The organism is Bradyrhizobium sp. CB82 (assembly GCF_029714405.1).
Lineage (GTDB): Bacteria > Pseudomonadota > Alphaproteobacteria > Rhizobiales > Xanthobacteraceae > Bradyrhizobium.
In genome coordinates this window covers 205,422-228,876 of the sequence record NZ_CP121650.1, presented here as the reverse complement: position 1 = coordinate 228,876, position 23,455 = coordinate 205,422, and the positions used below count along the sequence as shown (strand labels likewise).

The following is a 23,455-nucleotide window of genomic DNA, read 5'->3' as shown; positions in this document are numbered from 1 at the left end:
CGCGAAGCGGTCGTCTCGAAGGATGACCACTGGCGAGATCCGGGCCTTCATGGTTCGAGACAGCGCTGACGCGCCTCCTCACCATGAGGGGCTGCTACGAATTCAGCTTCGAGCCCGCCATCAAAATATCGCTCGCGATCTGGCTCGACCGGATCGCGAACTCGTCGCGGAGGCGGCGGGCGGCGGCGGGGTCGCTTTCCAAGACGCGCTGAAACAGGCTGCGGGCGACGCGGATGACGGAGGAATGCTCCAGCGCGGTCGCGCTCGAGGGCCGCTTCATCGGCACCACGAGCGCGAGCTCGCCGATCAGCGTCCCGGGGCCGGCGATCATCTCGGCGCCGGCGCCGTCCTCGACGCGAAAGGCGCCGCGCTGAACCACGAAGCCGGCGTCCGCATCGTCGCCCTGGTTGAAGAGCACATCGCCGCGCACGAAATCGCGCTGCTCGGAGCCGATCGCCAACATGCGCAGCGAGGCGTCTCCCAACAGGCGCAGTGTCGGGACACGCTCGAGCAGCGCTACGTCATCGTCGATTGACATTCAGGTCCGTGGCTCAAGGGCCCGCGATCTAGAACGATTCGCGGGACCATCGGAGCGTATCACGGCACCAGCTTGTAGCCACCGGCTTCCGTGACCAGGATTTCCGGATTGGCCGCGTCCTTCTCGATCTTCTGGCGGAGGCGGTAGATATGAGTTTCCAGCGTGTGGGTGGTGACCCCGGAATTGTAGCCCCAGACCTCCTGCAGCAGGGTCTCGCGCGAGACCGGCATCTGGCCGGCCCGGTAGAGGAAACGCAGGATGGCGGTTTCCTTCTCCGTGAGGCGCACCTTGCGGGCGTTGGCGGCAGTCAGCATTTTCGAGCCCGGGCGGAAACTGTAGGGGCCGACCGAGAACACCGCGTCCTCGCTGGCTTCGTGCTGGCGAAGCTGGGCGCGGATGCGCGCCAGCAGCACCGCGAAGCGGAAGGGCTTTGCCACATAGTCGTTGGCGCCGGATTCCAGCCCCAAGATCGTGTCGGAATCCGTATCGTGCCCGGTCAGCATGATGATCGGGGCCTTGAAGCCGCCCTTGCGCAAGCTACGCACCACCTCGCGGCCATCGGTGTCGGGCAGGCCGACATCCATCAGCACGAGATCGGGGGAATTGGCCTTTGCGGCGCTCGCGCCCTTCGCACCGGTATCGACTGCCGAGGCTTCGAACTCTTCGTGTAGCGATAATTGCTCCACCAACGTATCGCGCAGATCGGAATCGTCATCCACGATCAGGATCTTGCGGGCATTGGCCATGGGGTCATCCTTTTGGAGTCGAACTCCGACGCGCGCATGCCGCGTGAGAGCTGCGATTGGTAAGTTAGAGGTCGCCGTTATTATTGTTGTTCGTCTTGAAGTAGTGGGCTGTTACCGATTCACAAGCCAGAACTACTCTAACCCACAATAGCAGGACAATTCGATGAATGTCCTGTAATGAAGCCGACACCGCGCCTTCAGATGAAAAAACATGTTATATCAACCACTTACAGCAAGAACAGTCCGCTTTCATCGATCCGGGTGAGGGCGTCGGCCGGTAATCCGCGGCGGGGCTGGCTGACAGCCGGATCCCTGGCGATTCCCGTGGCACTCGGACGCGGCGGCATTCGCGCAAATAAGCGCGAGGGCGATGGTGGCACGCCGAAGGGCAGTTTTCGGCCGCGGCAGCTCTGGTGGAGGGGCGACCGTCACCGCCGGCCGCAGACCTTTCTGCCGGTCCGCGCCATCCAGCCTGAGGACGCCTGGTGCGAAGACCCAAGCGACCGTCACTACAACCGGCCGATCCGGCGGGGAGCGGGACAGGGCGGTGACCGGCTGACGCGCGCCGACCAGCTCTATGACTTCATCGTCGAGATCGACCACAATACGCGGCCGCGCATCGCCGGCCGTGGCAGTGCGGTGTTCCTGCATTTGGCGCGCGACAATTTCGGCCCGACCGCAGGTTGCGTCTCGATGACGCAAGCCGCGATGCTGCAATTGCTGCGGCGGCTCGGACCAAAGACAAGAATCATCATCGGGTGAGGACCATGCTCGACCAGAACCAGATCCGGGCTGCCTCGCACGTACTTGCGGGTCACTGGCATGCCGGCACCAAGCTCGACACGCTCGAGAGCTCCTTGCGTCCACGCACACGCACGGAGGGCCATCCAGGCCGCGCTCGAATCCTCTTCGAGCGGCAAGCGGTTCGGCTGGAAGATCGCGGCGACCAGCGAGGCCGGCCAGAAGCACATCAATGTCAGGGGCCCCATGGCCGGGCGCATCCTGAGCGACACCGTCATTGCCGATGGCGGCACGGCCTCGATGGCGGGCAACGAGATGCGGGTGGGCGAGCCGGAATTCGCCTTCCGCATGGCGCGTGACCTGCCGCCAGAAGGTGTCGGTGAGATTCGCGTAAGTGCCGCACGCTCCGCCGTCATTGCCATGACGGGGGACGCTTTCGGCGAGTCTGACTCTCGCCGCGATTGCGCCCACAGCCCTTCGCTCCCGCCCTCTCCCCGCGAAGGGCGGGGAGAGGGCGAAGCACCCGTGATCAAGCCGCCAGCAGGTCCTGCAACGCCGAGCCGTTGGGAACGCCGAGACCGGAGCAGGCGTCCCAGCCGGGGCCCGCCTTGTACGTGCCGTGCAACTGGCCGGTGATGTCGTTGTTGCCGCTGGTGATGTCGCGGAACGCGGCTTGCGCATTCGGCGCGTAGATCAGCGGATTGATGAAACCGACCGTCTTGCCGAATTTCTTCGTCGTCGCCTCATTGATCCGCGCGATCAAACCGGCCATCAGCGGCGCCACCGCGCTGGTGCCGCCGATCGTGGTGCCGACGCCGTTGAGGAAGATCTGATAGCCGGTCGCCGGATCGGCGTCGCCCGCGACGTCGGGCACGCCGCGCCCGCTCTGATGCGTCGGCGATTTCGGGACATGGGCGTTGGCCTGGTATTTCGGCTGCGCGAACACGACACTCACCCCGCCGCCGCCCGCGCCATCCTCCGGCCCGCCATTCCAGACCACCTCTTCGATATGACCGTTCGGCGCCCTGAGATTGGTACCGCCGCAGCCCAGCGCAAATGGGCTCGACGCCGGGAAATCCGCATGGGGCTTGCCGTCCCATCCTTCGCCCATGTCGGCCGAGCCGTTGTCGCCAGAGGCGACACAGACCGTGACTCCCATCGCCGCTGCGTCGCGGATCGCCTCATTCAGGCCGTCGACGAATTGCTGCGAGCCTTGCGGATCTTCCGGGCCGCCCCAGCTGATCGAGATCACCGATGGTTTTCGCGCGGTGTCGTGGACTGCGGCCTTGACCGCATCGATGAAGCCGTTGGTGGTGTTGGGCGCGAAATAGACCACGATATTGGCCCCCGGCGCAACGGCGCCTGCGATCTCGATATCCAGCACGACCTCGCCGTCGGCCTCGGAATGGCCGGGCTTGTTGGCCCCGCCGTCGACGCTCGCCGGCGCGATATGCGGCATCGGGATGCCGGCCTTCTTGAAGAACGTCTTCAGGTCCGACGTCTTGTAGCCGGCCCCGATCGGCTTTCCCTTCTGGTCGATGTCGTTGAGCTCGATGATGGCGATACACTGGCCGGCGCCGGTCTCGCCGTCCGGGAAGTTGTAGAGCTGGGCGATCTGCTGGACCGAGAAGCTGCGGTTCTGCGCCGCGCGCGCGATCGCCGCCCGTCCGATCCGCTTGTGCCGGAAGTGCGGACGCGCGACCGGGCGATTGTCGAGCCCGTGCACGCCAATGACGATACCCTCGAGCTCGGCCGGTATCTGCACGTTGCCCTTGCGCATCCGATAGGTCGCGCCCTCGTGCTTGACCTTGTTGAGCTTGACGCCGAAGGCTGCGCTCATCGCCTTCACCGTGCCGGTCAGCTTTACCGTGCGCGAGCCCAGATGCACGCTCTTGACGTTGAGATCGTGGTGGTGGGCGAAATTGTCGATCTTGGCGACGTCAGCGGGATCGGCGCCCATCTGCTCGGCAAATTCGCTGCGGGAAAGATATTGCCGTTCACGCGGCAATTGCGCACCCAGCGCCATCACGGTGTCATCGTCGGAGCGCTTGGCGCGCAGGCGGACGCTGATCTCGATCTCCTGCTTGGAATCGGCCGCGCCGACGAGCTTGGCCCCCTTCGGCAACTTCCGTGCGCTATTCGCCAGTGCCACGCGTTTGATCGTACCTGCCATGACTTCCTCCGTTTGTGATTGGAAGGGCGATTGCCGGTATTCAACTATAGGTGTAATCTGGAATAGTCATTGGTTCAGATATTGGACGATATTTTTTTCAGAGAAGCCTTTGTCTTGCAGCTCAAAACATCGACAGCCCAATCCGGAGCGGAATTGGTCAGCGGCTCGGACCAATTGATATCGGCGAACTCGATTTAAAATTGCAACCGTCGGCCTGCTTGGCCGACCAATGGAAGATACCGTCAAAATCAATTGGCGCAGGAGCGTACGATGCTGGCTGACCGCAAATGGGTTCAGACAAATCTTGGTTTCGATCCGATCACGACACCGCCGCCGCGCGAGACCTTCACCGTCAAGCGTCTGGCGGACGCGGCGGTGAAGCGGTCCACAACAGTTTCTCCGGAAGATTTTCAGCGCGAGATCATCGACTTCGATTCGGAATCGCCTGCGGGCCGCGAGTTCATGGCCTTCTCGACCGCGACCGGACTGTCGCGCTTCACCGACATTCCCTGGCCGAAGGGGCTCGCACCGCAGACCGGGCCGAAGCCGAAGGGCAACGGCAACAGCGCGCTGCCGCGCGCGGACGTGCTGGTGGTGACCTGGACCGTCGACGAGGGCCATGCGCTCAGCCGCGTCCTGACGCCGGGCAAGGACTCCCGCAACGACTACCTCCCCTACACGCACAATTTTACGACCATCTCTAGGAAGATGCGCAACGGCTGCCCGGCCATGGAGCTGAAACGGCTCGGCACCTACTGGACCACGACGATCGGCAAGAAGAAGGTCGTGATCTTCAAATCCGATTCGCACATGTCACAGGACGGCCCGCAATTGCCGAACATCGACGTCTGGCGCCAGATCATCCAGGAAGTGCAGCCCTCGCTCGTCATCACCACGGGAACCGCCGGCGGCATCGGCAAGGACGTCGAGGTCGGCGACGTCATCGTCAGCCCGATCGTTCGCTTCGACTGCCTGTCGAAATTCAAGAAGCAGCCTTTCGCGCAGGAGCATTTTTCGAGCAGGTCGGCAAAGACGACGCGCTTTGCGCAGGCCAAGACGCTGTTCAAGGCCAATGCCGGCCAGCTGCCGAAGGACAATACGAGGCCGCCAAAAATCTTCGTGGTGAAGCCGGGCGGATTGAACTCGTCCGTGGTCACCACCGACTTCTTCGGCTTCGACACCTCGGACGATCACTTCCATCTCCAGGGGCTCGGCGACGTCTCCGAGATGGGCGACGCGATCCTGGGGCTGGTCGCCAAGGACATGGGCGCGAAGGCGCCGCGCTGGCTTGCGATCCGCAACGTCTCCGATCCGCAGATCAAGGCCGAGGGCACTTTGAAGCAGCAGGAGCAGGTCGCCGCCCAGATCTACAAGGGCTTCGGCCGCTGGAGCTCGGTCTGTAGCGCGATCACCTGCTGGGCCAGCATCGCGGCCGAACAATAGGCCGCACGCTTGGGCAGATCGGCCTCTCTTGCCGAAAGGGGCCTGCATGTCTACCTCTCGCGAGTGAATTCTCGTGAGAGGGACCTCGATGCTTGACGCCGCCGTCAAAGCACTGTCGCAGATCATCTCGCCGCCGATGCGCTCGATCCTGTGGCGCTCGATCGGCGTCGCGCTCGTGCTGATCACCGTGCTCGCGATCGGCTTGCAGCGGCTGCTCAGCTGGTTTGCCACCTATGGCGAAGTCTGGCTCGAGGGGCTGCTCGGCCCCGGCTGGCACTCCGCGCTGGAAGTGCTGTCCTGGATCGTCTCGATCGCCGCCGGCCTTGGCGTGGTGTTCGGCGGAATCCTGTTGATGCCCGCGATCACCTCGCTGGTGGCGAGCCTGTTCGTCGACGAGGTCGCCGATCACGTCGAGCGCGAGCACTATCCGGCCGAGCGGCCCGGCGTTGCGCTGCCGTTCACGATGGCCATCCACGAGGGCGTCAAGACGGCGCTGCTGACCATCCTGGTCTATCTGATCGTGCTGCCCTTCGTGTTCCTGGCGGGCGCCGGCTTTTTGATCTTCTTCCTCGCCACCGCGTGGCTTCTGGGCCGCGAATATTTCGAGCTTGCCGCGATGCGGTTCCGCTCGCCGGAGGAAGCCAAGGCGATGCGGCGCGACAACGCGGCGACGATCTTCGCCGCCGGCCTGATCATCGCCGCCTTCGTCTCGATCCCGATCGTCAATCTGGCGACGCCGATCTTCGGCATGGCCTTCATGGTCCACATGCACAAGCGCCTGTCCGGTCGACGGCCGGAGCTGATCGAGCCAAGGCGCAGGAGCGGCGTGCCGGTGCGATAGATGGACCCGTCATTGCGAGGAGCTCGCAACAAATTGCGAAGCAATTTTGCGCTGAAGCGACGAAGCAATCCAGACTGCTTCCGCGGATAGAATCTGGATTGCTTCGCGGAGCCTGTCATCGGGCCGCGCTACGCGCGGACCCGGTGGCTCGCAATGACGGCGGAGAGGCGTGGCACGCTTCTCAGTAGCCCGTCTTCTCCGGCCACCGGCAGAGATCGTTGATCAGGCATACCTCGCAGCGTGGCTTGCGCGCGAGGCAAGTATAGCGGCCGTGCAGGATCAGCCAATGATGGGCATGCAGCATGAACTCCGCCGGGATCACCTTTTCGAGACCGAGCTCGACCTCGAGCGGCGTCTTGCCGGGCGCAAGCCCTGTGCGATTGCCAACGCGGAAGACATGCGTGTCGACTGCCATGGTGTGCTCGCCGAAGGCCATGTTGAGTACGACATTGGCGGTCTTGCGCCCGGCGCCCGGCAGCGACTCGATCTCCGCGCGCGTGCGCGGTACCTCGCCGCCGAAATCGGTCAATAGCTTGGCCGACAGCGCGATCACGTTCTTCGCCTTGGTGCGGTAGAGGCCGATGGTCTTGATGTAATCGCGCAGGCGCTCCTCACCGAGATCGAGCATCTTCTGCGGAGTGTCCGCGACCTGAAACAATTCGCGCGTCGCCTTGTTGACTCCGGCGTCAGTGGCCTGCGCCGACAGAACGACGGCAACGAGCAGCGTGAAGGGATTGAGATGCTCGAGTTCCCCCTTCGGCTCCGGGTTGGCCTTGCGGAAGCGGGAGAAGACCTCGTGGATCTCGGCCCGCGTCCAAGGTTTAACGGTCTTGGGCCTTATGGCCTTGAGCGATGTCTTCGCCGATGTCTTTGCCGATGTCTTGGCGGCCCGCGCGGGCTTGGTGGCTTTCGCCTTTGCCTTCTTCTTCGGCACAGGGGATTTGCGGACGGCCGTCTTGCGGGTGATTTTTGCCATGACCGGGATATACTGACAGGCCATGAGCACAGGCAACGAATTTGAGCGCAGGGAATCTGAAGGCCACGGCGAGGTGCAGATCTTCGCTGCGCTGCTGACGCCGCATCGCTCGCTGAATCGCACCGGCTTTCTCGCGGTGATGCTGTTCCTGAGCCTCGTCAGTTTTGTGACCGGGATGGTCTTTCTGATGATGGGCGCCTGGCCGGTGTTCGGCTTTTTCGGCCTCGACGTGCTGGTGATCTGGTGGGCCTTCAAGGTCAATTTCCGTACCGCGCGGGCGAGCGAGGAGATCGTGGTTACGGTTTCGGAATTGCGCGTGCGGCGGGTCAGCCATCGCGGCCATGTCGCCGAATGGGCGTTCAATCCGCTCTGGGTGAAGCTCGATCTCGAGGCCGACGAGGAGTTCGGCATTGAGCGGGTCTATCTGATCTCCCGCGGCCGCCGCCTGTCGATCGGCAGTTTTTTGGGGCCCGACGAAAAGGCAAGCTTTGCCAAAGCCTTACTGGAGGCATTGAACGCCGCCAAGCGCGGCCCGACCTACAATCCGATCGCTTGAACCCTGTCGGAAATCGGGTGGTTTGCGGCCGCTCCTCCTCCTACATTTCCGGACATGATGACCCTCGCCATACATGACCATCGCCTGGCCAAGCCGGGCTCCCAGAACGCCGCGCTGCGGGATTACGATTCCGTGCGTCGCGCGATCGCCTTCATCTCGGAGAACTGGCGCGCGCAGCCGACCATCGAGGCGATGGCGGATGCGGCCGGCGTCACGCCGGATGAGCTGCACCATCTGTTCCGTCGCTGGGCGTCCATCACGCCAAAAGCCTTCATGCAGGCGCTGACGCTCGACCACGCCAGGAATCTGCTGCGCGATTCCGCGAGCATCCTCGACGCCGCGCTCGACTCTGGCCTCTCGGGTCCGGGACGGCTGCACGATCTCTTCGTGACTCACGAAGCGATGTCGCCGGGCGAATGGAAGAACGGCGGCGCGGGCCTGACGCTGCGTTACGGCTTCCATCCCTGCCCCTTCGGCACCGCGATCGTGATCGCGACCACTCGCGGCCTGTCGGGGCTTGCCTTCGCCGACGCGAACGAGGAGCAGGCCGCACTCGCAGACATGATGCGGCGCTGGCCGAACGCCACTTACGTCGAGGACCATGAGGGCACCGCGCCGCTCGCCCAGCGTATCTTCGACACAAAACTGTGGCGACCGGATCAACCGCTGCGCGTCGTCTTGATCGGTACCGATTTCGAGGTGCGGGTGTGGGAGACGCTGCTCCGGATCCCGATGGGTCGCGCGGTGTCCTATTCGGACATCGCCTGCAAGATCAACAGTCCGAAGGCCTCACGCGCAGTAGGCGCCGCGGTCGGAAGGAATCCGGTGTCCTTCGTCGTGCCCTGCCACCGCGCACTCGGCAAGGACGGCAAGCTGACCGGCTATCACTGGGGCGTCACCCGCAAGCAGGCGATGCTGGGCTGGGAAGCCGGGCGGGTCGGGGTGCAGTAGGGCGAGATGCCGTAGAGTGGGTTAGCCTTACTGTTTCACTAACCCTCATGGTGAGGAGCGCGAAGCGCGTCTCGAACCATGAGGCCCCGCCTGTGGCCCACATCCTTCGAGACGCTTGCTTCGCAAGCTCCTCAGGATGAGGAGTTAGAGCGTTTATGACGCAGCAAGGTTAGCTTGCGGCTGCGCGAAGCGTAGTCCGCTAGCGTAACCCACCTCTTTGGTTTCTGCGGTGGCAGAAGTGGTGGGTTACGCTGCGCTAACCCACCCTACGGCTCTGCGTTTGTGGCGAGGCCTACCCCGCCAGATCCAGCTTCGACGCCACGGTCGAATCCGCATTGAGCTGGTAGATGATCGGCACGCCGGTGGCGAGCTCGCGCTTCAGGATGCCTTCGGGCGAGAGCTTCTCCAGCACCATGATCAGCGCGCGCAGCGAGTTGCCGTGGGCGGCGACCAGCGTACGCTTGCCGTTGAGCACGCCCGGCAGGATCTCCTGCACGTAATAGGGCAGTGCGCGTGCGAGCGTGTCCTTCAGGCTTTCGCCGCCGGGCGGCGCCACGTCAAACGAGCGGCGCCAGACGTGGACCTGGTCCTCGCCCCATTTCTTGCGGGCGTCGTCCTTGTTGAGGCCGGAGAGATCACCATAGTCGCGCTCGTTCAGCGCGAGGTCCTTCGATGTGGGCAGCCCGGTCTGGCCGAGCTCGGTGAGAATGAGATCGAGCGTGTGCTGGGCGCGCGTCAGCACCGAGGTGAAGGCGACGTCGAAGACGAGGCCCTTCGCCTTCAGCTTGCGGCCGGCTTCCTTGGCTTCCGCCACGCCCTGTTCAGTGAGATCGGGATCCTTCCATCCCGTGAACAGGTTCTTCAGATTCCATTCGCTCTGGCCGTGGCGCACGAGCACGAGAAGACGTTCGCTCATTCCTGCTTTCCGTTCGTTGCGTTCGATTGTTCAGATATCGGCGAGACCGAGCACATCGGCCATCGAGTAGAGGCCCGGCTTCTTGCCATGGGCCCACAGCGCGGCCTTCAGCGCGCCATGAGCGAACAGCATGCGATCCTCGGCGTGGTGCGACAGTGTCAGGCGCTCGAACGGCCCGAGGAAGCTGACGCTGTGATCGCCGGCCGCGGTGCCGCCGCGCAGCGAGGCAAAGCCGATGTCACCGGTTCGACGCGCGCCCGTGACGCCGTCGCGGCCGCGGGCCGAATGATCCCTGAGCGAAATGCCGCGGCCGCTGGCTGCGGCTTCACCCAACATCAGCGCCGTGCCCGAGGGCGCATCGACCTTGGCACGGTGATGGGTTTCGACGATCTCGATATCGAACGTGTCGCCCAGCGACTGCGCCACGCGCTTGACCAGCGCGGTGAGCAGATTGACGCCGAGACTCATATTGCCGGATTTGACGACAACGGCGCGGTTGGTGACGCTCTTGATCACCGCGTCATCCGACGCCGAGAGGCCGGTCGTGCCGATGACGTGAACGAGCCCGCGCTGCGCGGCGATCGCCACGTTGGCGATGGTCGCGGCCGGCGCGGTGAAATCGAGAATGCCGTCAGCCTCCGCCGTCATGGCCCAGAGATCGGCCGAAAGCATCACGCCGTTGGCCGGGAGACCTGCGAGCACACCGGCGTCCTTGCCGAGCAGTTCCGAGCCCGGCGCCTCCAACGCGCCGGCCAGCACCGCGCCTTCGGTCTCGGAAATCGCACGCGTCAGCGCCCGGCCCATCCGGCCGCCAGCTCCAGCAACAATCAAGCGCATGTCGGACATGATGTGATCCTCTCGGGGCCCGTTGTAGCGGGGGGATGCTGTTCCGGCAACCGAGGGGCATCAGCTGCGGGACGCTCTTACCCTCCCCTGGAGGGGGGAGGGTCGGCACGCGATCGAGCAAAGCGAGATTGCGTGACGGGATGGGGTGACGGTCCCTCCGCGACCAACAGCGCCCGAGTGGAGAGATCACCCCACCCCGCTGCGCATCTCGCTTCGCGACATGCTCAGCGACCCTCCCCCTCCAGGGGAGGGTAAGATGAGATCGCGGCTCAGCCGTCCTACGGCTGCGGGCCGTCGTAGCCCTCGATGACGATGAGGTCGGCGATCGAGTGCGGCTGGCGCACCTTGATGTTGGCCTGGTATTCTGGCGAGTTGTAGCAGGCGAGCGCGGCCTCGTAGCTCGGGAATTCGATCACGACGTTGCGGGCGCGGCTATGGCCTTCGACGCTGGTGAGCTTGCCGCCGCGAACCACGTAGCGTCCGCCGAACTTCTTGAAAATCGCGAGATTGGCGGCCGCATAGGGCTTGTAGCCCTCGTCATTGTGAACGTCGACGCGGCCGATCCAGTAGCCTTTTGCTGCCATTCTTCTTCTCCTTGTGATGTTCAGGTGAGCGCCCGCGCGATCTCGGCCTGGATGGCCTCGGCCGTCGCCTTGGGATCCGCGGCTTCGACGATCGGGCGTCCGACCACCAGATAGTCCGCGCCCGCGGCAATCGCGCGTCCCGGCGTCATGATGCGCTTCTGGTCGCCGGCGGCCGCCCCGGCCGGCCGGATGCCGGGCGTGACGAGGTTCATCTGGTGGCCGACGATCTTGCGCAGGGCGCCGGCTTCCTCCGGCGAGCAGACGAGGCCGTCGATGCCGAGCACCTGCGCCTGCTGCGCGCGCGCTTCGACGAGTTCGGAGACGCCGAGGCGGTAGCCGGCCGCATGCAGATCGTCATCATTGTACGAGGTCAGCACGGTGACCGCGAGAATCTTCAAGCCCGATTTGCCGCGACCTTCAACGGCTGCCTTCATGGTCTGCGGATAGGCATGCACGGTGAGGAAGGTCGCGCCCGATTTGGCGACGCTTTCCACGCCGCGCATCACGGTGTTGCTGATGTCGTGCATCTTGAGATCGGCAAACACCTTCTTGCCCTGATCGGCGAGCTTTCCGATCAGCGGGAGGCCCCCGGCATAGGCGAGCTGATAGCCGATCTTGTAGAACGTGACGCTATCGCCGAGCCTTGCGACCATCGCCTCCGCGGCCTCCGGGCTCGGCAGGTCGAGCGGGACGATCAGGCGGTCTTTCGCGGCGATTTCGGCTTGCGTCATGTCACCTCACATCATGCGTTGGGAAATGTCGATCAGTTGCCGCACCAAGTCCTTCAACGCGGCGATATCGCCCTCGTTCTTCAGCCTGTCCATATCGTCATAGGCTTGGTCGGCAAAGGCGAGCGCGAGCTGGCTGGCTATCACATTGGCGTGGCAGGAGGTCAGGATCAGCCGCAGCGCAGAAAGCGCACGCGCGCCGCCGAGACGGCTCTGCGAGGCGCCGGCGATCGCGAAGGCGCGACCCCGAAACACCTCGCCGCGCGCTTCATGCGGATCCTGCACGCGGCTGACCCAGTCGATCGCGTTCTTCAGGAGCGGCGGCACGGAGGCGTTGTATTCGGGCGTCACGATCAGCACGCCCTGATGCGCGCCGATCATGCGCTTCAGGTTGACCGCGTGCTTCGGCACACCGGACTTCACATACAGGTCTTCGTCATAGATCGGCAGCGGGAAGTCGGCGAGCGAGACGCGGGCGACGTCGACGCCGGCCTGCGCGAATTCGAAAGCGGCGACCGCCGCCAGCTTCGCATTGTGCGAGCCGGTGCGCAGCGAGCCGGGAATGACCAGGATCTTGGGTGCGGGCATCCAGAAAAACGCGTTCGGCGAAAGGCATCCGCCGCGCGAAGACGAAAGCCGGCGGAATTAGTCCTTGCGATACACCCAGACGCGGGCCGGCGGAAGGTTCATCCAGATCCGTTCCGAGGCCTCTGTGGACACGCCGGGCAGCGATTTCGGGATCGGCGGCACCACCGAATAGGTGAACTGCACGAAGGGCGCGCCGGGCGCGAGCGCCGTGAAGGCGTCGCGAATGAGCCTCAGGCGCGTGAACATCGGCTTTGTGACCAGCGGCAGGCCGGAGACCACGGCGGACGCGGGCGCACCCAGCACGTGCCAGAGCGTGTCGCGCAAGCGGTAGGCGTCGCCCTGCACCACCTTGGCTTGCGGATAGCGGTCGCGCAGCAGCGCGCAGAAGCCGGGATTGTATTCGACCAGGACGAGGCGCTTCTGGTCGATGCCGCGCTCGATCAGCGCGGAGGTGATGGCGCCGGTGCCGGGCCCGAGCTCGACCACCGGTGCATCCGAATCGACATCGACATATTGCGCCATGGTGCGGGCGAGCAGCCGGCCCGACGGCATCACCGCACCCATGTGCAGCGGCTTTTCGATCCATGACCGGAGAAAACGGACCTCGTCGTCGAGACGGGGCTTCTTCAACGCGCGCACGGACGATTGCATGGGCATGTCTGGACCGGACGGGACCGCGGGACCGCGGCGTGTCAGAAAATGGTCATAAAGACGTATAGGCCGCGGGCGATACGGTCAAGCCGAGTCAATTCGCCCGATTACCGAAGAAATCCTTGACCTTGGCGAAGAAGCCCGCGGATTCCGGCTGGGTCGCACCGGACGAGAGCTTTTCGAACTCGGCCAGCAATTCCTGCTGCTTCTTGGTGAGATTTTGCGGCGTCTCGACCGCGACCTGGACGTACATGTCGCCCATCTGGCGCGAGCGCAGCACCGGCATGCCCTTTGATGCAATGCGGAATCGGCGACCGGACTGGGTTCCGGCCGGAATCTTCACCTTGGACTTGCCCTTGTCGATGGTCGGCACCTCGAACTCGCCGCCAAGGGCCGCCGTGACCATCGAGATCGGCACGCGGCAATGCAGATCGGCGCCGTCGCGCTGGAAGAACTGGTGCTGGGACAGCGACAGGAAAATGTAGAGGTCGCCGGACGGACCGCCGCGCACCCCCGCCTCGCCTTCGCCGGCGAGCCTGATCCGCGTGCCGTCCTCGACGCCCTGGGGAATATTGACCGACAGTGTCCGCTCGCGCGTGACGCGGCCCTGTCCTGCGCAGGACGGGCAGGCGTCCTCGATCATCTGACCGCGGCCCTGGCAGCCCGGGCAGGTGCGCTCAAGCGTGAAGAAGCCCTGCGACTGCCGCACGCGGCCGGCGCCGGCGCAGGTCGAGCAGGTCTTCGGCTTGGTGCCGGCCTTGGCGCCGGTGCCCGAGCAGGATTCGCAGGTGACGGAGACCGGGATCTCGATCTGCGCGGTCTTGCCGGCAAAGGCTTCCTCGAGCGTGATCTCCATGTTGTAGCGCAGGTCCGCCCCGCGCTCGCGGCCGCCGCGGCCGCGCTGTCCGGCCATGCCGAACAGGTCCTCGAAAATGTCGGAGAAAGAGGAGGCGAAGCCCGCGCCGAAACCGGCGCCGCCGCTGCCGAAGCCGCCGCCCTGCTCGAAGGCCGCGTGGCCATAACGGTCGTAGGCTGCGCGCTTGTCCTTGTCCTTGAGGACCTCGTAGGCCTCGTTGATCTCCTTGAAGCGAACTTCGCTGCTGTCGTCCCCGGGATTGCGGTCGGGGTGGAATTTCATCGCCAGCTTGCGGAAGGACGATTTCAGCACCGACTCGTCGGCGTCGCGGTCGACTTCGAGGGTCTCGTAATAACAGCGCTTGGTGGACATTGTGAGCTCGGTCGCAGTTTAGGCCGGGACAAAACAGCGTCGCCACGCGACGATATGAGCACCCCCTCGCCTCACGACAATGGGCTGCATGGCTGCATGCAAAATAGCGGCTGGGAGTTGATCTATCGTAACGGGGAGGCGCCCCGTCTGACCCGGCACGACGGCCTCCCCCTTGTGGGGGGAGGCGATCGCAGCGTGGGTGCAAGCCGTCCGCATCATGACCCTCTAAGGGCTTAGGCGGACTTCTTGTTGGTCTTGTCGTCGTCGACTTCGGTGAACTCCGCGTCGACCACGTCGTCCTTGGCAGCATCCTTCTTGGCGTCGGCCTCGGCCTGCTGCTTGTACATGGCTTCGCCAAGCTTCATCGAAGCCTGGGCCAGCGTGTTGGTCTTGGCCTTGATCGCCTCGGCATCGTCGCCCTTCAGCGCTTCCTTGAGGTCGCTGACGGCATCCTCGATGGCGCGGCGCTCGGTCTCGGCGACCTTCGAGCCGTGCTCGGCCAGCGCCTTCTCGGTGGAATGCACCAGCGCGTCCGCATGGTTCTTGGCGTCGACCGCCTCGCGGCGCTGCTTGTCGGCCGCGGCATTGGCCTCGGCGTCCTTGACCATCTTCTCGATGTCGGCTTCCGACAGGCCGCCGGAGGCCTGGATGCGGATCTGCTGCTCCTTGCCGGTCGCCTTGTCCTTGGCCGAGACGTTGACGATGCCGTTGGCGTCGATGTCGAAGGTCACCTCGATCTGCGGCATGCCGCGCGGGGCCGGCGGAATGCCCATCAGGTCGAACTGGCCGAGCATCTTGTTGTCGGCGGCCATCTCACGCTCGCCCTGGAAGACACGGATGGTGACCGCGTTCTGGTTGTCTTCGGCGGTCGAGAACACCTGGCTCTTCTTGGTCGGGATCGTGGTGTTGCGGTCGATGATGCGGGTGAACACGCCGCCCAGCGTCTCGATGCCCAGCGACAGCGGGGTGACGTCGAGCAGCAGCACGTCCTTGACGTCGCCCTGGAGCACGCCGGCCTGGATCGCAGCGCCGATCGCGACGACTTCGTCGGGATTGACGCCCTTGTGCGGCTCCTTGCCGAACAGCTGCTTCACGACTTCCTGGACCTTCGGCATGCGGGTCATGCCGCCGACCAGCACCACTTCGCCGATCTCACCGGCGGTGACGCCGGCATCCTTCAACGCCTTGCGGCAGGGCTCGATGGTCTTCTGCACGAGGTCGTCGACCAGCGCCTCGAACTTGGCGCGGGTGAGCTTCATGGTCAGGTGCTTCGGCCCGGTCTGGTCCGCCGTGATGAACGGCAGGTTGATCTCGGTCTGCGTCGTCGAGGACAGCTCGATCTTGGCCTTTTCAGCAGCTTCCTTCAGGCGCTGCAAAGCGAGCTTGTCGTTGCGCAGGTTGATGCCCTGCTCCTTCTGGAACTCGTCGGCGAGGTAGCCGACGAGGCGCATGTCGAAATCCTCGCCGCCGAGGAAGGTGTCGCCGTTGGTCGACTTCACCTCGAACACGCCGTCGCCGATCTCGAGAATCGAAATATCGAACGTGCCGCCGCCGAGGTCGTACACCGCAATCGTGCCGGCCTTGGTCTTGTCGAGGCCATAGGCGAGCGCGGCCGCGGTCGGCTCGTTGATGATGCGCAGCACTTCGAGGCCCGCGATCTTGCCGGCGTCTTTCGTCGCCTGGCGCTGGGCGTCGTTGAAGTAGGCAGGAACGGTGATGACGGCTTGGTCGACCTTCTGGCCGAGATGAGCTTCCGCGGTCTCCTTCATCTTCTGCAAGATGAACGCCGAGACCTGCGAGGGCGAGTAGGTCTGGCCGTCGGCCTCGACCCAGGCGTCGCCGTTGGAAGCCTTCATGATCTTGTACGGAACGAGCTTCTTGTCCTTCTCGACCATCGGGTCGTCGTAGCGGCGGCCGATGAGGCGCTTCACTGCGAAGAAGGTGCGCTCGGGATTGGTGACGGCCTGGCGCTTGGCAGGCTGTCCGACGAGGCGCTCACCGTCGTCCGTGACGGCGACGATCGAAGGCGTCGTGCGCATGCCCTCGGAATTCTCGATAACTTTGGCGTTCTTGCCATCCATTACGGCGACGCACGAGTTCGTGGTGCCGAGGTCGATCCCAATGACCTTTCCCATGGTCCTGATATCCTTCTTTTTGCGGCAGGTTGGTTGGGCCCAGAAGGCACCCGATCCAAAACCCCCTAAGATCAAACATCCGCGATATTGCGACGGTTGAGCCTCATATAGGAGGGGGGGACCTGCCCGCAAGGACCGAACGCAAGTTTCAGCCGCGAAAACATTGGGTTTTGGAATGGCATATCGGCCTCTCCGGCGCGCTCACAGTGAGGGTTTATTAACGGGTTCAGTCCTCAAGCCCCGGGGCCATGCCCGATCGTGCCCCACCCTGTTACGGCGCAGCCAAACCCGTTAAAAGTCCGGGCGACAAGACTCCGGGCGGCCGGACAGCTCCGCCAGGGCCCGCGCCCCGCACGACAAAGAGGCCCGACGGCCGACCATCGAACGGCCTCAATGTGGACCAAGTAGACTAACCATGAAATTGATACGCCCCCTTGCCGCGCTCGCCCTCCTCATTGCCTCCGCCCTTCCGGCCCTCGCGGCCGATGCCATCTTCCCGCCGGGCCTGCGCGTCGGCATGGTGCCGTTGATCGGCCTCTCCCAGGCCAGGACCTTTCCGGGCTTCGAGAGCGACGACGGAGGCGTGAAGGTGCTGGTCACCGAGCTGCCGCCCGACGCCTATGGCGAGGTTGCCAACGCCTTCAAGGCCAATCCCGGCGGCCCCGGCGGCATCAAGCCGGAGAAGCTCGATACGCCGGCGGGACTTGCCTATTACACCGCCGAGACCGGCAAGGCCGGCACGGCGACGGTGAAGCGCTATTCGATGATCGTGCCGGGCACCGGCTTCTCCGGCTATGTCGCCGTGCAGGTGCCTGAGAACGTCACCAGGATCTATTCGGACGACGCGGTGCGTCAGATGTTCGCCACCGCCGTCACGCGCAAGGAGGTGCCGGTCGACGAGCAGCTCGCGCAGATGCCGTTCAGGATCACCGATCTCGCCGCCTTCAAGAACGTCCGTACGCTGTCGCCGGGCGCCAGCATCGTGCTGGCCGACGGCGACGAGGCCACCGGCTTCGAGCCAAAGCCGTACATGATCATCGGCCTCATCGGCGCAACGCCGCAGCAGGCGGAAGACCGCGCCCGCTTCGCGCAGGAGGCCGCGATGCAGATCCCGGGCATGCGCGAGTCCAGAATCACCATGTCCGAGCCGATCCGCGTCAACGGCCAGCCGGCGATCGAAACCCGCCTCGACGGCGTCAGCGGCAAGGACAAGACAGCGGTCACGGTGGTGCAGTGGATCCGCTTCGGTGGGGGTACGTCGCTGCGCATCATCGCCAGCGCCCCGCGCGATCAGTGGTCGGAGGCGTTCACCCGCTTCCGCGCGGTGCGCGACGGCATCCAGCCCAAGAGCTGACCAAAGCCGGCCGTATTTTCGGGCTTTTGTTTGTACACAAATGGAACTACGCTTGCCTCCCTGGTTCATTCCTGGAGGGACGTACGATGCTGGATCGGCGCAAAGTACTCGCGGGCGTTTCCACTGTTGCTCTCGCGAGCCTCGTTTCAAGCAAGCTCTGGGCAGCGTCGGCGATTAAACCCGACGATGCCTCCGCACTGCTCGTGATCGACGTGCAGAACTGCTTCCTGCCCGGCGGCAGCCTCGCCGTGAAGGAAGGCGAGCAGGTGGTGCCGGTGATCAACAAGATCGCAAAATCGTTCGCCAATGTCGTGATGACGCAGGACTGGCACACGCCGGGGCACGTGTCGTTTGCGTCAGTCCATTCCGGCAAGAAGCCGTTCGAGACCATCGACCTGCCGTACGGCAAGCAGGTGCTGTGGCCCGATCATTGCGTGCAGGGCACCGACGGCGCCGCGCTCTCGAAGGACCTGTCGATCCCGCAGGCCGCGCTCATCATCCGCAAGGGTTTTCACAAGGACGTCGACAGCTACTCGGCTTTCATGGAAGCCGACGGCAAGACCACCACGGGGCTCGCCGCTTACCTGAAGTCGCGCAAGATCAAGCGCGTGTTCGTCGCAGGGCTCGCCACCGATTTCTGCGTAGCCTGGACTGCGCTCGACGCGCGCAAGACGGGCTTCGAGGTCTATGTGGTGGAAGACGCCTGCCGCGGCATCGACACCCAGGGCTCGCTGGCAAAGGCCTGGGCCGACATGGCGAAGGCCGGCGTGAAGCGGATCCAATCGGGCGATATCGCGGTGACGGCGTAAGCTACCTGACCCTCATGGTGAGAAGGCGCGAAGCGCCGTCTCGAACCATGAAGGCCGAGATGCAGCAGCGGGGCCTCCATCCTTCGAGACGCCGCTAACGCGGCTCCTCAGAATGGGGGTCTCGTGTCGTGCGCGTGGCGAGGCGCGGCTTACGCCGCGTTGTTCGGCTCGTTGGTGTTGGCGGCGGCTGCCGCCTTGGCGCCGCCCTTGGCGACCCCGACGAGAGCCGGGCGCAGCACGCGCTCGCCGATGGTGTAGCCGGCCTGCACGACCTGCACCACGGTGCCCGACGGCACCGACGGATCGGGCACCTCGAACATCGCCTGCTGGAAGTTCGGATCGAACTTCTGGCCCTGCGGATCGAACTTCTTCACGCCGTGCTTCTCCAGCGCGTTGAGCAGCGAGCGCTCGGTGAGTTCCACGCCCTCGATCAGCGCGGTCAGGCCGGGATCGGCATTGGCACGCGCCTCGGCCGGCACCGCATCGAGCGCACGCTGGAGGTTGTCGGCGATATCGAGCACGTCGCGCGCAAAACCGGTGATCCCGTAGAGCCTGGCGTCGGCGACCTCCTTGGTGGTGCGCTTGCGCAAATTCTCCATCTCGGCCAGCGTCCGCAGCATCCGGTCGCGCGCTTCGGCGGCTTCCTTCTGCAAGGTCTCGACCGAACCGGGCTCCGGATCGTCGGGCATCACATACGGCTTCGACACAACGGGCTCGCCGGTCGGCGCGGTCGTGTCTTCGGGTTGCCGGTCTTGATCGGTCATCGGCTGCCTTCTCGAACTGGTCTCAAGGGATTTTTTCTCGACCGGGATATCGTGCTTCGCAGCGCGAAAATCAAGCGCCCGTGATCAGGCGAAAACGGGTGTCAGCCACCCAGGAGGCGGCTGACGATGCGGGCGGCATAGTCTACGGTCGGGATCACGCGGGCATAATTCAGCCGCGTCGGCCCGATCACGCCCAAAACGCCGACGATGTGACCGGCGGCATCCCGATAGGGCGAGATGATCGTCGAGGAACCCGACAGCGAGAACAGCTTGTTCTCCGAGCCGATGAAGATACGCACGCCCTCCGCGGTCTCGGCACGCCCGAGCAGGTCGATCACGCCGCGCTTGGTCTCGAGATCGTCGAACAACAACCGCACCCGCTCGAGATCCTCCAGCGCATGCAGGTCTTCCAGCAGATTGGCGTGGCCGCGCACGATGAGCTGGCGGTCCTCGCTCTCGCCGCCGGACCAGCTCGCGATGCCCGCCGAAATGACCTTCTGGGTGAGCTGGTCGAGCTCGGCGCGTGCCTGGCCCAGTGCGGTTTCCAGCTCGAGCCGAGCCTCGGCCAGGGTGCGGCCCCGGATACGGGCATTGAGGAAGTTGGAAGCCTCGGTGAGCGCCGAGGAGGGAACCCCGGGCGGCAGCGTCAGCACGCGGTTTTCGACCTGGCCATCCTCGCCGACCAGGATCACCAGCGCCCGCTCGGGTTCCAGGCGGACGAATTCGATATGTTTCAGCCGCGCATTGGACTTCGGCGTCAACACCACGGCCGCGGCGCGGGTGAGGCCCGACAGCCGCGTCAGCGCCTCCTCGAGGACCGCCTCGACCGATTGCGCGTGGCCGACAGTGGTGAGCTGGCTCTGGATCGATTGCCGCTCGGCCTCGTTGAGCTCGCCGACCTGCATCAGGGCGTCGACAAAGAAGCGCAAGCCGAGTTCCGTCGGCAGCCGGCCGGCGGAGGTATGCGGGGCGTAGATCAGGCCGAGCTGTTCCAGATCGGCCATGACGTTGCGCACCGAGGCCGGCGACAGCGGCAGCGCGATCAGGCGGGAAATATTGCGCGAGCCGACCGGCTCGCCGGTCGCCAGATAACTTTCGACGATTTGACGAAAGATGTCGCGAGAACGCTCGTTGAGCTGGGCGAGGCCCGCGCGCGGCGCGATCAGATGAATCGGATCGTGATGGGCCACAGACGGTAACTCCTCTCAGATGCACATAATTTGTCCATCCGGAAGGCCCCTGACAAGCGCGTCTTTGGCCGGAGCGGGGAAAAGCCCTTGCCGGGCCCCCTTCCCGCTCCTACAAGCACCGCGAACAGCCTTTTCCCTGCGAGTTTTGGAGGATTTCCCATGCGGCCAAGCCGCCGTGCGCCCGACGAATTGCGCCCCGTGACGCTGGAGCGCGGCGTGGTCAAATATGCGGAAGGCTCCTGCCTGGTAAAATTCGGCGACACCCATGTGCTGGTCACCGCGACGCTGGAAGACCGCCTGCCGCCCTGGCTGAAGGGCCAGGGCCGCGGCTGGGTCACCGCCGAATACGGCATGCTGCCGCGCGCGACCTCGGAACGGACGCGCCGCGAGGCTTCCGCCGGCAAGCAGAGCGGCCGCACCGTCGAGATCCAGCGCCTGATCGGCCGCTCGCTTCGCGCCATCGTCGATCTCGAAGCGCTCGGCGAACGCCAGATCACGGTCGATTGCGACGTGCTCCAGGCCGACGGCGGTACGCGCACGGCCTCGATCACCGGTGCCTGGGTCGCGCTGGCCGACTGCATCAACTGGATGAAGACGCGCAACATGATCAAGGCCAACGTGATGCGCGATAACGTCGCCGCAATCTCCTGCGGCATCTATCAGGGCACGCCGGTGCTGGATCTCGACTACGCCGAGGATTCCGAAGCCGAGACCGACGCAAACTTCGTCATGACCGGCGATGGCCGCATCATCGAGGTGCAGGGCACCGCGGAACGCGAGCCGTTCACGCAAGACGAGTTCCTGTCGTTGATGGCGCTGGCGCGCAAGGGTGTCGCGCGTCTCGTGGACTTGCAGAAAATGGCGGTGGCGTAGTCAATAAGCCATGCACCGGCGAATCACAGGCAAGCTGATCATCGCGACCCATAATCCCGGCAAGCTTGCCGAGATGCGGGAGCTGCTCGCGCCACACGGCGTCGAGGCGGTCTCGGCCGGCGAGCTTGGCCTGCCCGAGCCGGAGGAGACCGGCAAAGATTTTCGCAACAATGCCGCGATCAAGGCGATCGCCGCTGCGAAGGTTATGGGGCTTCCGGCCTTCGCCGATGATTCCGGCATCGTGGTCGATGCGCTCGACGGCGCGCCCGGAATTTACAGCGCGCGCTGGGCGGGCCCCAAAAAGGACTTTGCCGCGGCGATGGCGCAGATCGAGCGCTTGTTGCAGGAGCGCGGCGCCACCGCGCCCGACAAGCGCAAAGCGCATTTCGTCTCCGCGCTTTGCGTCGCCTGGCCCGACCACCATCTCGAGGAGGTCGAGGCGCGCGTCGACGGTACGCTGGTCTGGCCGCCGCGCGGCACGGCGGGCTTCGGCTACGACCCGATGTTCTTGCCCGACGGCCACACGCGCACCTTTGGCGAGATGGAAAGCATCGAGAAGCACGGCCTGCCACCGTTGGGCCTTGGCCTGTCGCACCGCGCCCGCGCCTTCGTGAAACTTGCGGAGATCTGCCTTGAGCCGCGCTGAAAAGGAAGCCTTCGGCGTCTACGTGCACTGGCCGTTCTGCCTGTCGAAGTGTCCTTATTGCGACTTCAACAGCCATGTCCGCCACGCCGCGATCGACGAGGCACGCTTTGCCCGCGCCTTCGGCCGCGAGATCGAGACCACGGCCGAGCGCGCGCCCGGCCGCGAAGTCACCTCCATCTTCCTCGGCGGCGGCACGCCGTCCCTGATGCAGCCCGCAACCGTCGGCGCCGTGCTGGAGGCGATCGGCAAGCACTGGCGCGTCGCAAGCGACGTCGAAGTCACGCTGGAAGCCAATCCCACCAGCGTCGAGGCGACCCGCTTTGCCGGCTATCGCACAGCCGGCGTCAACCGCGTCTCGCTCGGCGTGCAGGCGCTGGACGATGTCTCGCTGAAGATGCTGGGCCGCCTGCACAGTGCACGCGAGGCGCTCGATGCGGTTGCCATCGCGCGCCGCTCGTTCGACCGCTACTCGTTCGACCTGATCTACGCGCGCCCGGACCAGACGCCGGCGATGTGGGAGGGTGAGCTCCGCCACGCCATCGAGGAAGCCGCCGAGCATTTGTCGCTCTACCAGCTCACCATCGAGGAAGGCACGCCGTTCTTCGGCCTGCACCAGGCCGGCAAATTGAAGACGCCTGACGAGGCGGTCGCGCGCGCGCTCTATGACGTCACGCAGGAGACCTGCGACAAGCTCGGCCTGCCCGCCTACGAGATTTCCAACCACGCACGCCGCGGCGCCGAGTGCCGGCACAATCTGGTCTACTGGCGCGGCGAGGAATATGCCGGCATCGGCCCCGGCGCCCATGGCCGCCTCGACATCGACGGCATCAGGCACGCGACCGCCACCGAGAAGCGCCCGGAAGCCTGGCTGATGCGCGTCGAGACCAACGGCGACGGCGTCGTCACCGACGAACTCCTGAACAGCGAAGAGCGCGCCGACGAGTTCTTGCTGATGGGATTGCGCCTCGCCGAAGGCATCGACCCCAAGCGCTACGCCGCGCTCGCCGGCCGCCCGCTCGATCCGCGCCGCATCGCGCTGTTGCGCGAGGAAGGTGCCATCACCGTTGACACAACCGGCCGCCTGCGCGTGACCAGCAGCGGATTTCCGGTGCTCGATGCGGTGGTGGCGGATCTGGCAGCGTAGCGGAGTGCCGTAGGGTTGGCAAAGCGAAGCGTGC

Annotated in this window: 24 protein-coding genes and 1 pseudogene; 11 read left to right on the top strand and 14 right to left on the bottom strand. The window is 64.9% G+C overall.

What is annotated here, in order from left to right:
• Positions 1-94: 94 nt before the first annotated feature.
• Entirely contained in the window at positions 95-538 is a 444-nt protein-coding gene (locus tag QA640_RS01050) for a cyclic nucleotide-binding domain-containing protein (protein ID WP_283038951.1), read from the bottom strand.
• A gap of 59 nt (positions 539-597) precedes the next feature.
• Complete coding sequence (locus QA640_RS01045; RefSeq protein WP_027525091.1) at positions 598-1,284, bottom strand: response regulator transcription factor; 687 nt, start codon at positions 1,282-1,284, stop codon at positions 598-600.
• Positions 1,285-1,485: 201 nt separating this feature from the next.
• Between QA640_RS01045 and QA640_RS01040 the strand changes: the two genes are divergently transcribed.
• Together QA640_RS01040 and QA640_RS01035 are read left to right on the top strand one after the other, a co-directional pair.
• Entirely contained in the window at positions 1,486-2,046 is a 561-nt protein-coding gene (locus tag QA640_RS01040; protein ID WP_283038950.1) for a L,D-transpeptidase family protein, read from the top strand.
• Between the two features lie 5 nt (positions 2,047-2,051).
• A pseudogene (locus QA640_RS01035) lies at positions 2,052-2,394 on the top strand (hydratase); the annotation flags it as partial.
• Between the two features lie 160 nt (positions 2,395-2,554).
• Here the strand turns inward: QA640_RS01035 and QA640_RS01030 are convergent.
• The gene (locus QA640_RS01030; protein ID WP_283038949.1) at positions 2,555-4,198 is read right to left on the bottom strand and encodes a S53 family peptidase; all 1,644 of its coding nucleotides are present in this window, start codon (positions 4,196-4,198) and stop codon (positions 2,555-2,557) included.
• A 270-nt stretch (positions 4,199-4,468) separates the two neighbouring features.
• Between QA640_RS01030 and QA640_RS01025 the strand changes: the two genes are divergently transcribed.
• Together QA640_RS01025 and QA640_RS01020 are read left to right on the top strand one after the other, a co-directional pair.
• Complete coding sequence (locus QA640_RS01025) at positions 4,469-5,641, top strand: hypothetical protein (RefSeq protein ID WP_283038948.1); 1,173 nt, start codon at positions 4,469-4,471, stop codon at positions 5,639-5,641.
• An 88-nt stretch (positions 5,642-5,729) separates the two neighbouring features.
• The gene (locus tag QA640_RS01020) at positions 5,730-6,482 is read left to right on the top strand and encodes a sulfate transporter family protein (RefSeq protein WP_283038947.1); all 753 of its coding nucleotides are present in this window, start codon (positions 5,730-5,732) and stop codon (positions 6,480-6,482) included.
• Between the two features lie 181 nt (positions 6,483-6,663).
• On the opposite strand, the gene nth is transcribed toward QA640_RS01020, so the two are convergent.
• On the bottom strand, positions 6,664-7,458 hold the full coding sequence (gene nth, locus QA640_RS01015) for an endonuclease III (RefSeq protein ID WP_283038946.1): 795 nt from the start codon (positions 7,456-7,458) through the stop codon (positions 6,664-6,666).
• A gap of 22 nt (positions 7,459-7,480) precedes the next feature.
• Between nth and QA640_RS01010 the strand changes: the two genes are divergently transcribed.
• The gene (locus QA640_RS01010; protein ID WP_283038945.1) at positions 7,481-8,014 is read left to right on the top strand and encodes a DUF2244 domain-containing protein; all 534 of its coding nucleotides are present in this window, start codon (positions 7,481-7,483) and stop codon (positions 8,012-8,014) included.
• Positions 8,015-8,068: 54 nt separating this feature from the next.
• Positions 8,069-8,965 (top strand): bifunctional helix-turn-helix domain-containing protein/methylated-DNA--[protein]-cysteine S-methyltransferase, encoded by an 897-nt coding sequence (locus QA640_RS01005; protein WP_283038944.1) that lies wholly within the window; start codon positions 8,069-8,071, stop codon positions 8,963-8,965.
• A 292-nt stretch (positions 8,966-9,257) separates the two neighbouring features.
• Here the strand turns inward: QA640_RS01005 and QA640_RS01000 are convergent, their stop codons facing one another.
• From QA640_RS01000 to dnaK, 8 genes are all read right to left on the bottom strand, one after another.
• Entirely contained in the window at positions 9,258-9,881 is a 624-nt protein-coding gene (locus QA640_RS01000) for a 2,3-bisphosphoglycerate-dependent phosphoglycerate mutase (RefSeq protein ID WP_283038943.1), read from the bottom strand.
• Positions 9,882-9,911: 30 nt separating this feature from the next.
• Positions 9,912-10,727, bottom strand: coding sequence for a 4-hydroxy-tetrahydrodipicolinate reductase (gene dapB / locus QA640_RS00995; protein WP_283038942.1), 816 nt, complete (start codon positions 10,725-10,727; stop codon positions 9,912-9,914).
• Positions 10,728-11,005: 278 nt separating this feature from the next.
• Positions 11,006-11,311: a DUF1330 domain-containing protein gene (locus QA640_RS00990; RefSeq protein WP_283038941.1), complete on the bottom strand. Its 306-nt coding sequence runs from the start codon at positions 11,309-11,311 to the stop codon at positions 11,006-11,008.
• Positions 11,312-11,331: 20 nt separating this feature from the next.
• Positions 11,332-12,042, bottom strand: a complete 711-nt coding sequence (gene pyrF / locus QA640_RS00985; protein ID WP_283038940.1) for an orotidine-5'-phosphate decarboxylase — start codon at positions 12,040-12,042, stop codon at positions 11,332-11,334.
• A gap of 6 nt (positions 12,043-12,048) precedes the next feature.
• The gene (locus QA640_RS00980; RefSeq protein WP_283038939.1) at positions 12,049-12,627 is read right to left on the bottom strand and encodes an NAD(P)H-dependent oxidoreductase; all 579 of its coding nucleotides are present in this window, start codon (positions 12,625-12,627) and stop codon (positions 12,049-12,051) included.
• A 57-nt stretch (positions 12,628-12,684) separates the two neighbouring features.
• On the bottom strand, positions 12,685-13,284 hold the full coding sequence (locus tag QA640_RS00975; RefSeq protein ID WP_283038938.1) for an rRNA adenine N-6-methyltransferase family protein: 600 nt from the start codon (positions 13,282-13,284) through the stop codon (positions 12,685-12,687).
• 88 nt (positions 13,285-13,372) lie between these two features.
• A complete protein-coding gene (gene dnaJ, locus QA640_RS00970; protein ID WP_283038937.1) occupies positions 13,373-14,506 on the bottom strand; it encodes a molecular chaperone DnaJ in 1,134 nt (377 codons plus the stop codon).
• A gap of 233 nt (positions 14,507-14,739) precedes the next feature.
• Positions 14,740-16,641, bottom strand: coding sequence for a molecular chaperone DnaK (dnaK, locus tag QA640_RS00965; protein WP_283038936.1), 1,902 nt, complete (start codon positions 16,639-16,641; stop codon positions 14,740-14,742).
• A 415-nt stretch (positions 16,642-17,056) separates the two neighbouring features.
• Between dnaK and QA640_RS00960 the strand changes: the two genes are divergently transcribed.
• Entirely contained in the window at positions 17,057-17,995 is a 939-nt protein-coding gene (locus tag QA640_RS00960; protein ID WP_283038935.1) for a hypothetical protein, read from the top strand.
• A gap of 86 nt (positions 17,996-18,081) precedes the next feature.
• Positions 18,082-18,804 carry a bifunctional nicotinamidase/pyrazinamidase gene (gene pncA, locus QA640_RS00955; RefSeq protein ID WP_283038934.1) on the top strand — a complete coding sequence of 241 codons (723 nt, stop codon included), beginning with the start codon at positions 18,082-18,084 and terminating at the stop codon, positions 18,802-18,804.
• A 149-nt stretch (positions 18,805-18,953) separates the two neighbouring features.
• On the opposite strand, the gene grpE is transcribed toward pncA, so the two are convergent.
• Together grpE and hrcA are read right to left on the bottom strand one after the other, a co-directional pair.
• A complete protein-coding gene (grpE, locus tag QA640_RS00950; protein WP_283038933.1) occupies positions 18,954-19,568 on the bottom strand; it encodes a nucleotide exchange factor GrpE in 615 nt (204 codons plus the stop codon).
• Positions 19,569-19,669: 101 nt separating this feature from the next.
• Entirely contained in the window at positions 19,670-20,758 is a 1,089-nt protein-coding gene (hrcA, locus tag QA640_RS00945) for a heat-inducible transcriptional repressor HrcA (protein WP_283038932.1), read from the bottom strand.
• A 159-nt stretch (positions 20,759-20,917) separates the two neighbouring features.
• On the opposite strand from hrcA, the gene rph reads away from it, so the two are divergent.
• Genes rph through hemW form a run of 3 tightly spaced genes read left to right on the top strand, consistent with a single transcriptional unit; the run spans position 20,918 to position 23,421 of the window.
• A complete protein-coding gene (gene rph / locus QA640_RS00940; protein ID WP_283038931.1) occupies positions 20,918-21,631 on the top strand; it encodes a ribonuclease PH in 714 nt (237 codons plus the stop codon).
• Between the two features lie 10 nt (positions 21,632-21,641).
• On the top strand, positions 21,642-22,277 hold the full coding sequence (gene rdgB, locus QA640_RS00935; RefSeq protein ID WP_283038930.1) for an RdgB/HAM1 family non-canonical purine NTP pyrophosphatase: 636 nt from the start codon (positions 21,642-21,644) through the stop codon (positions 22,275-22,277).
• Positions 22,264-23,421: a radical SAM family heme chaperone HemW gene (gene hemW / locus QA640_RS00930; RefSeq protein ID WP_283038929.1), complete on the top strand. Its 1,158-nt coding sequence runs from the start codon at positions 22,264-22,266 to the stop codon at positions 23,419-23,421. Before rdgB ends, hemW begins: the two co-directional genes overlap by 14 nt.
• Positions 23,422-23,455: the final 34 nt, after the last annotated feature.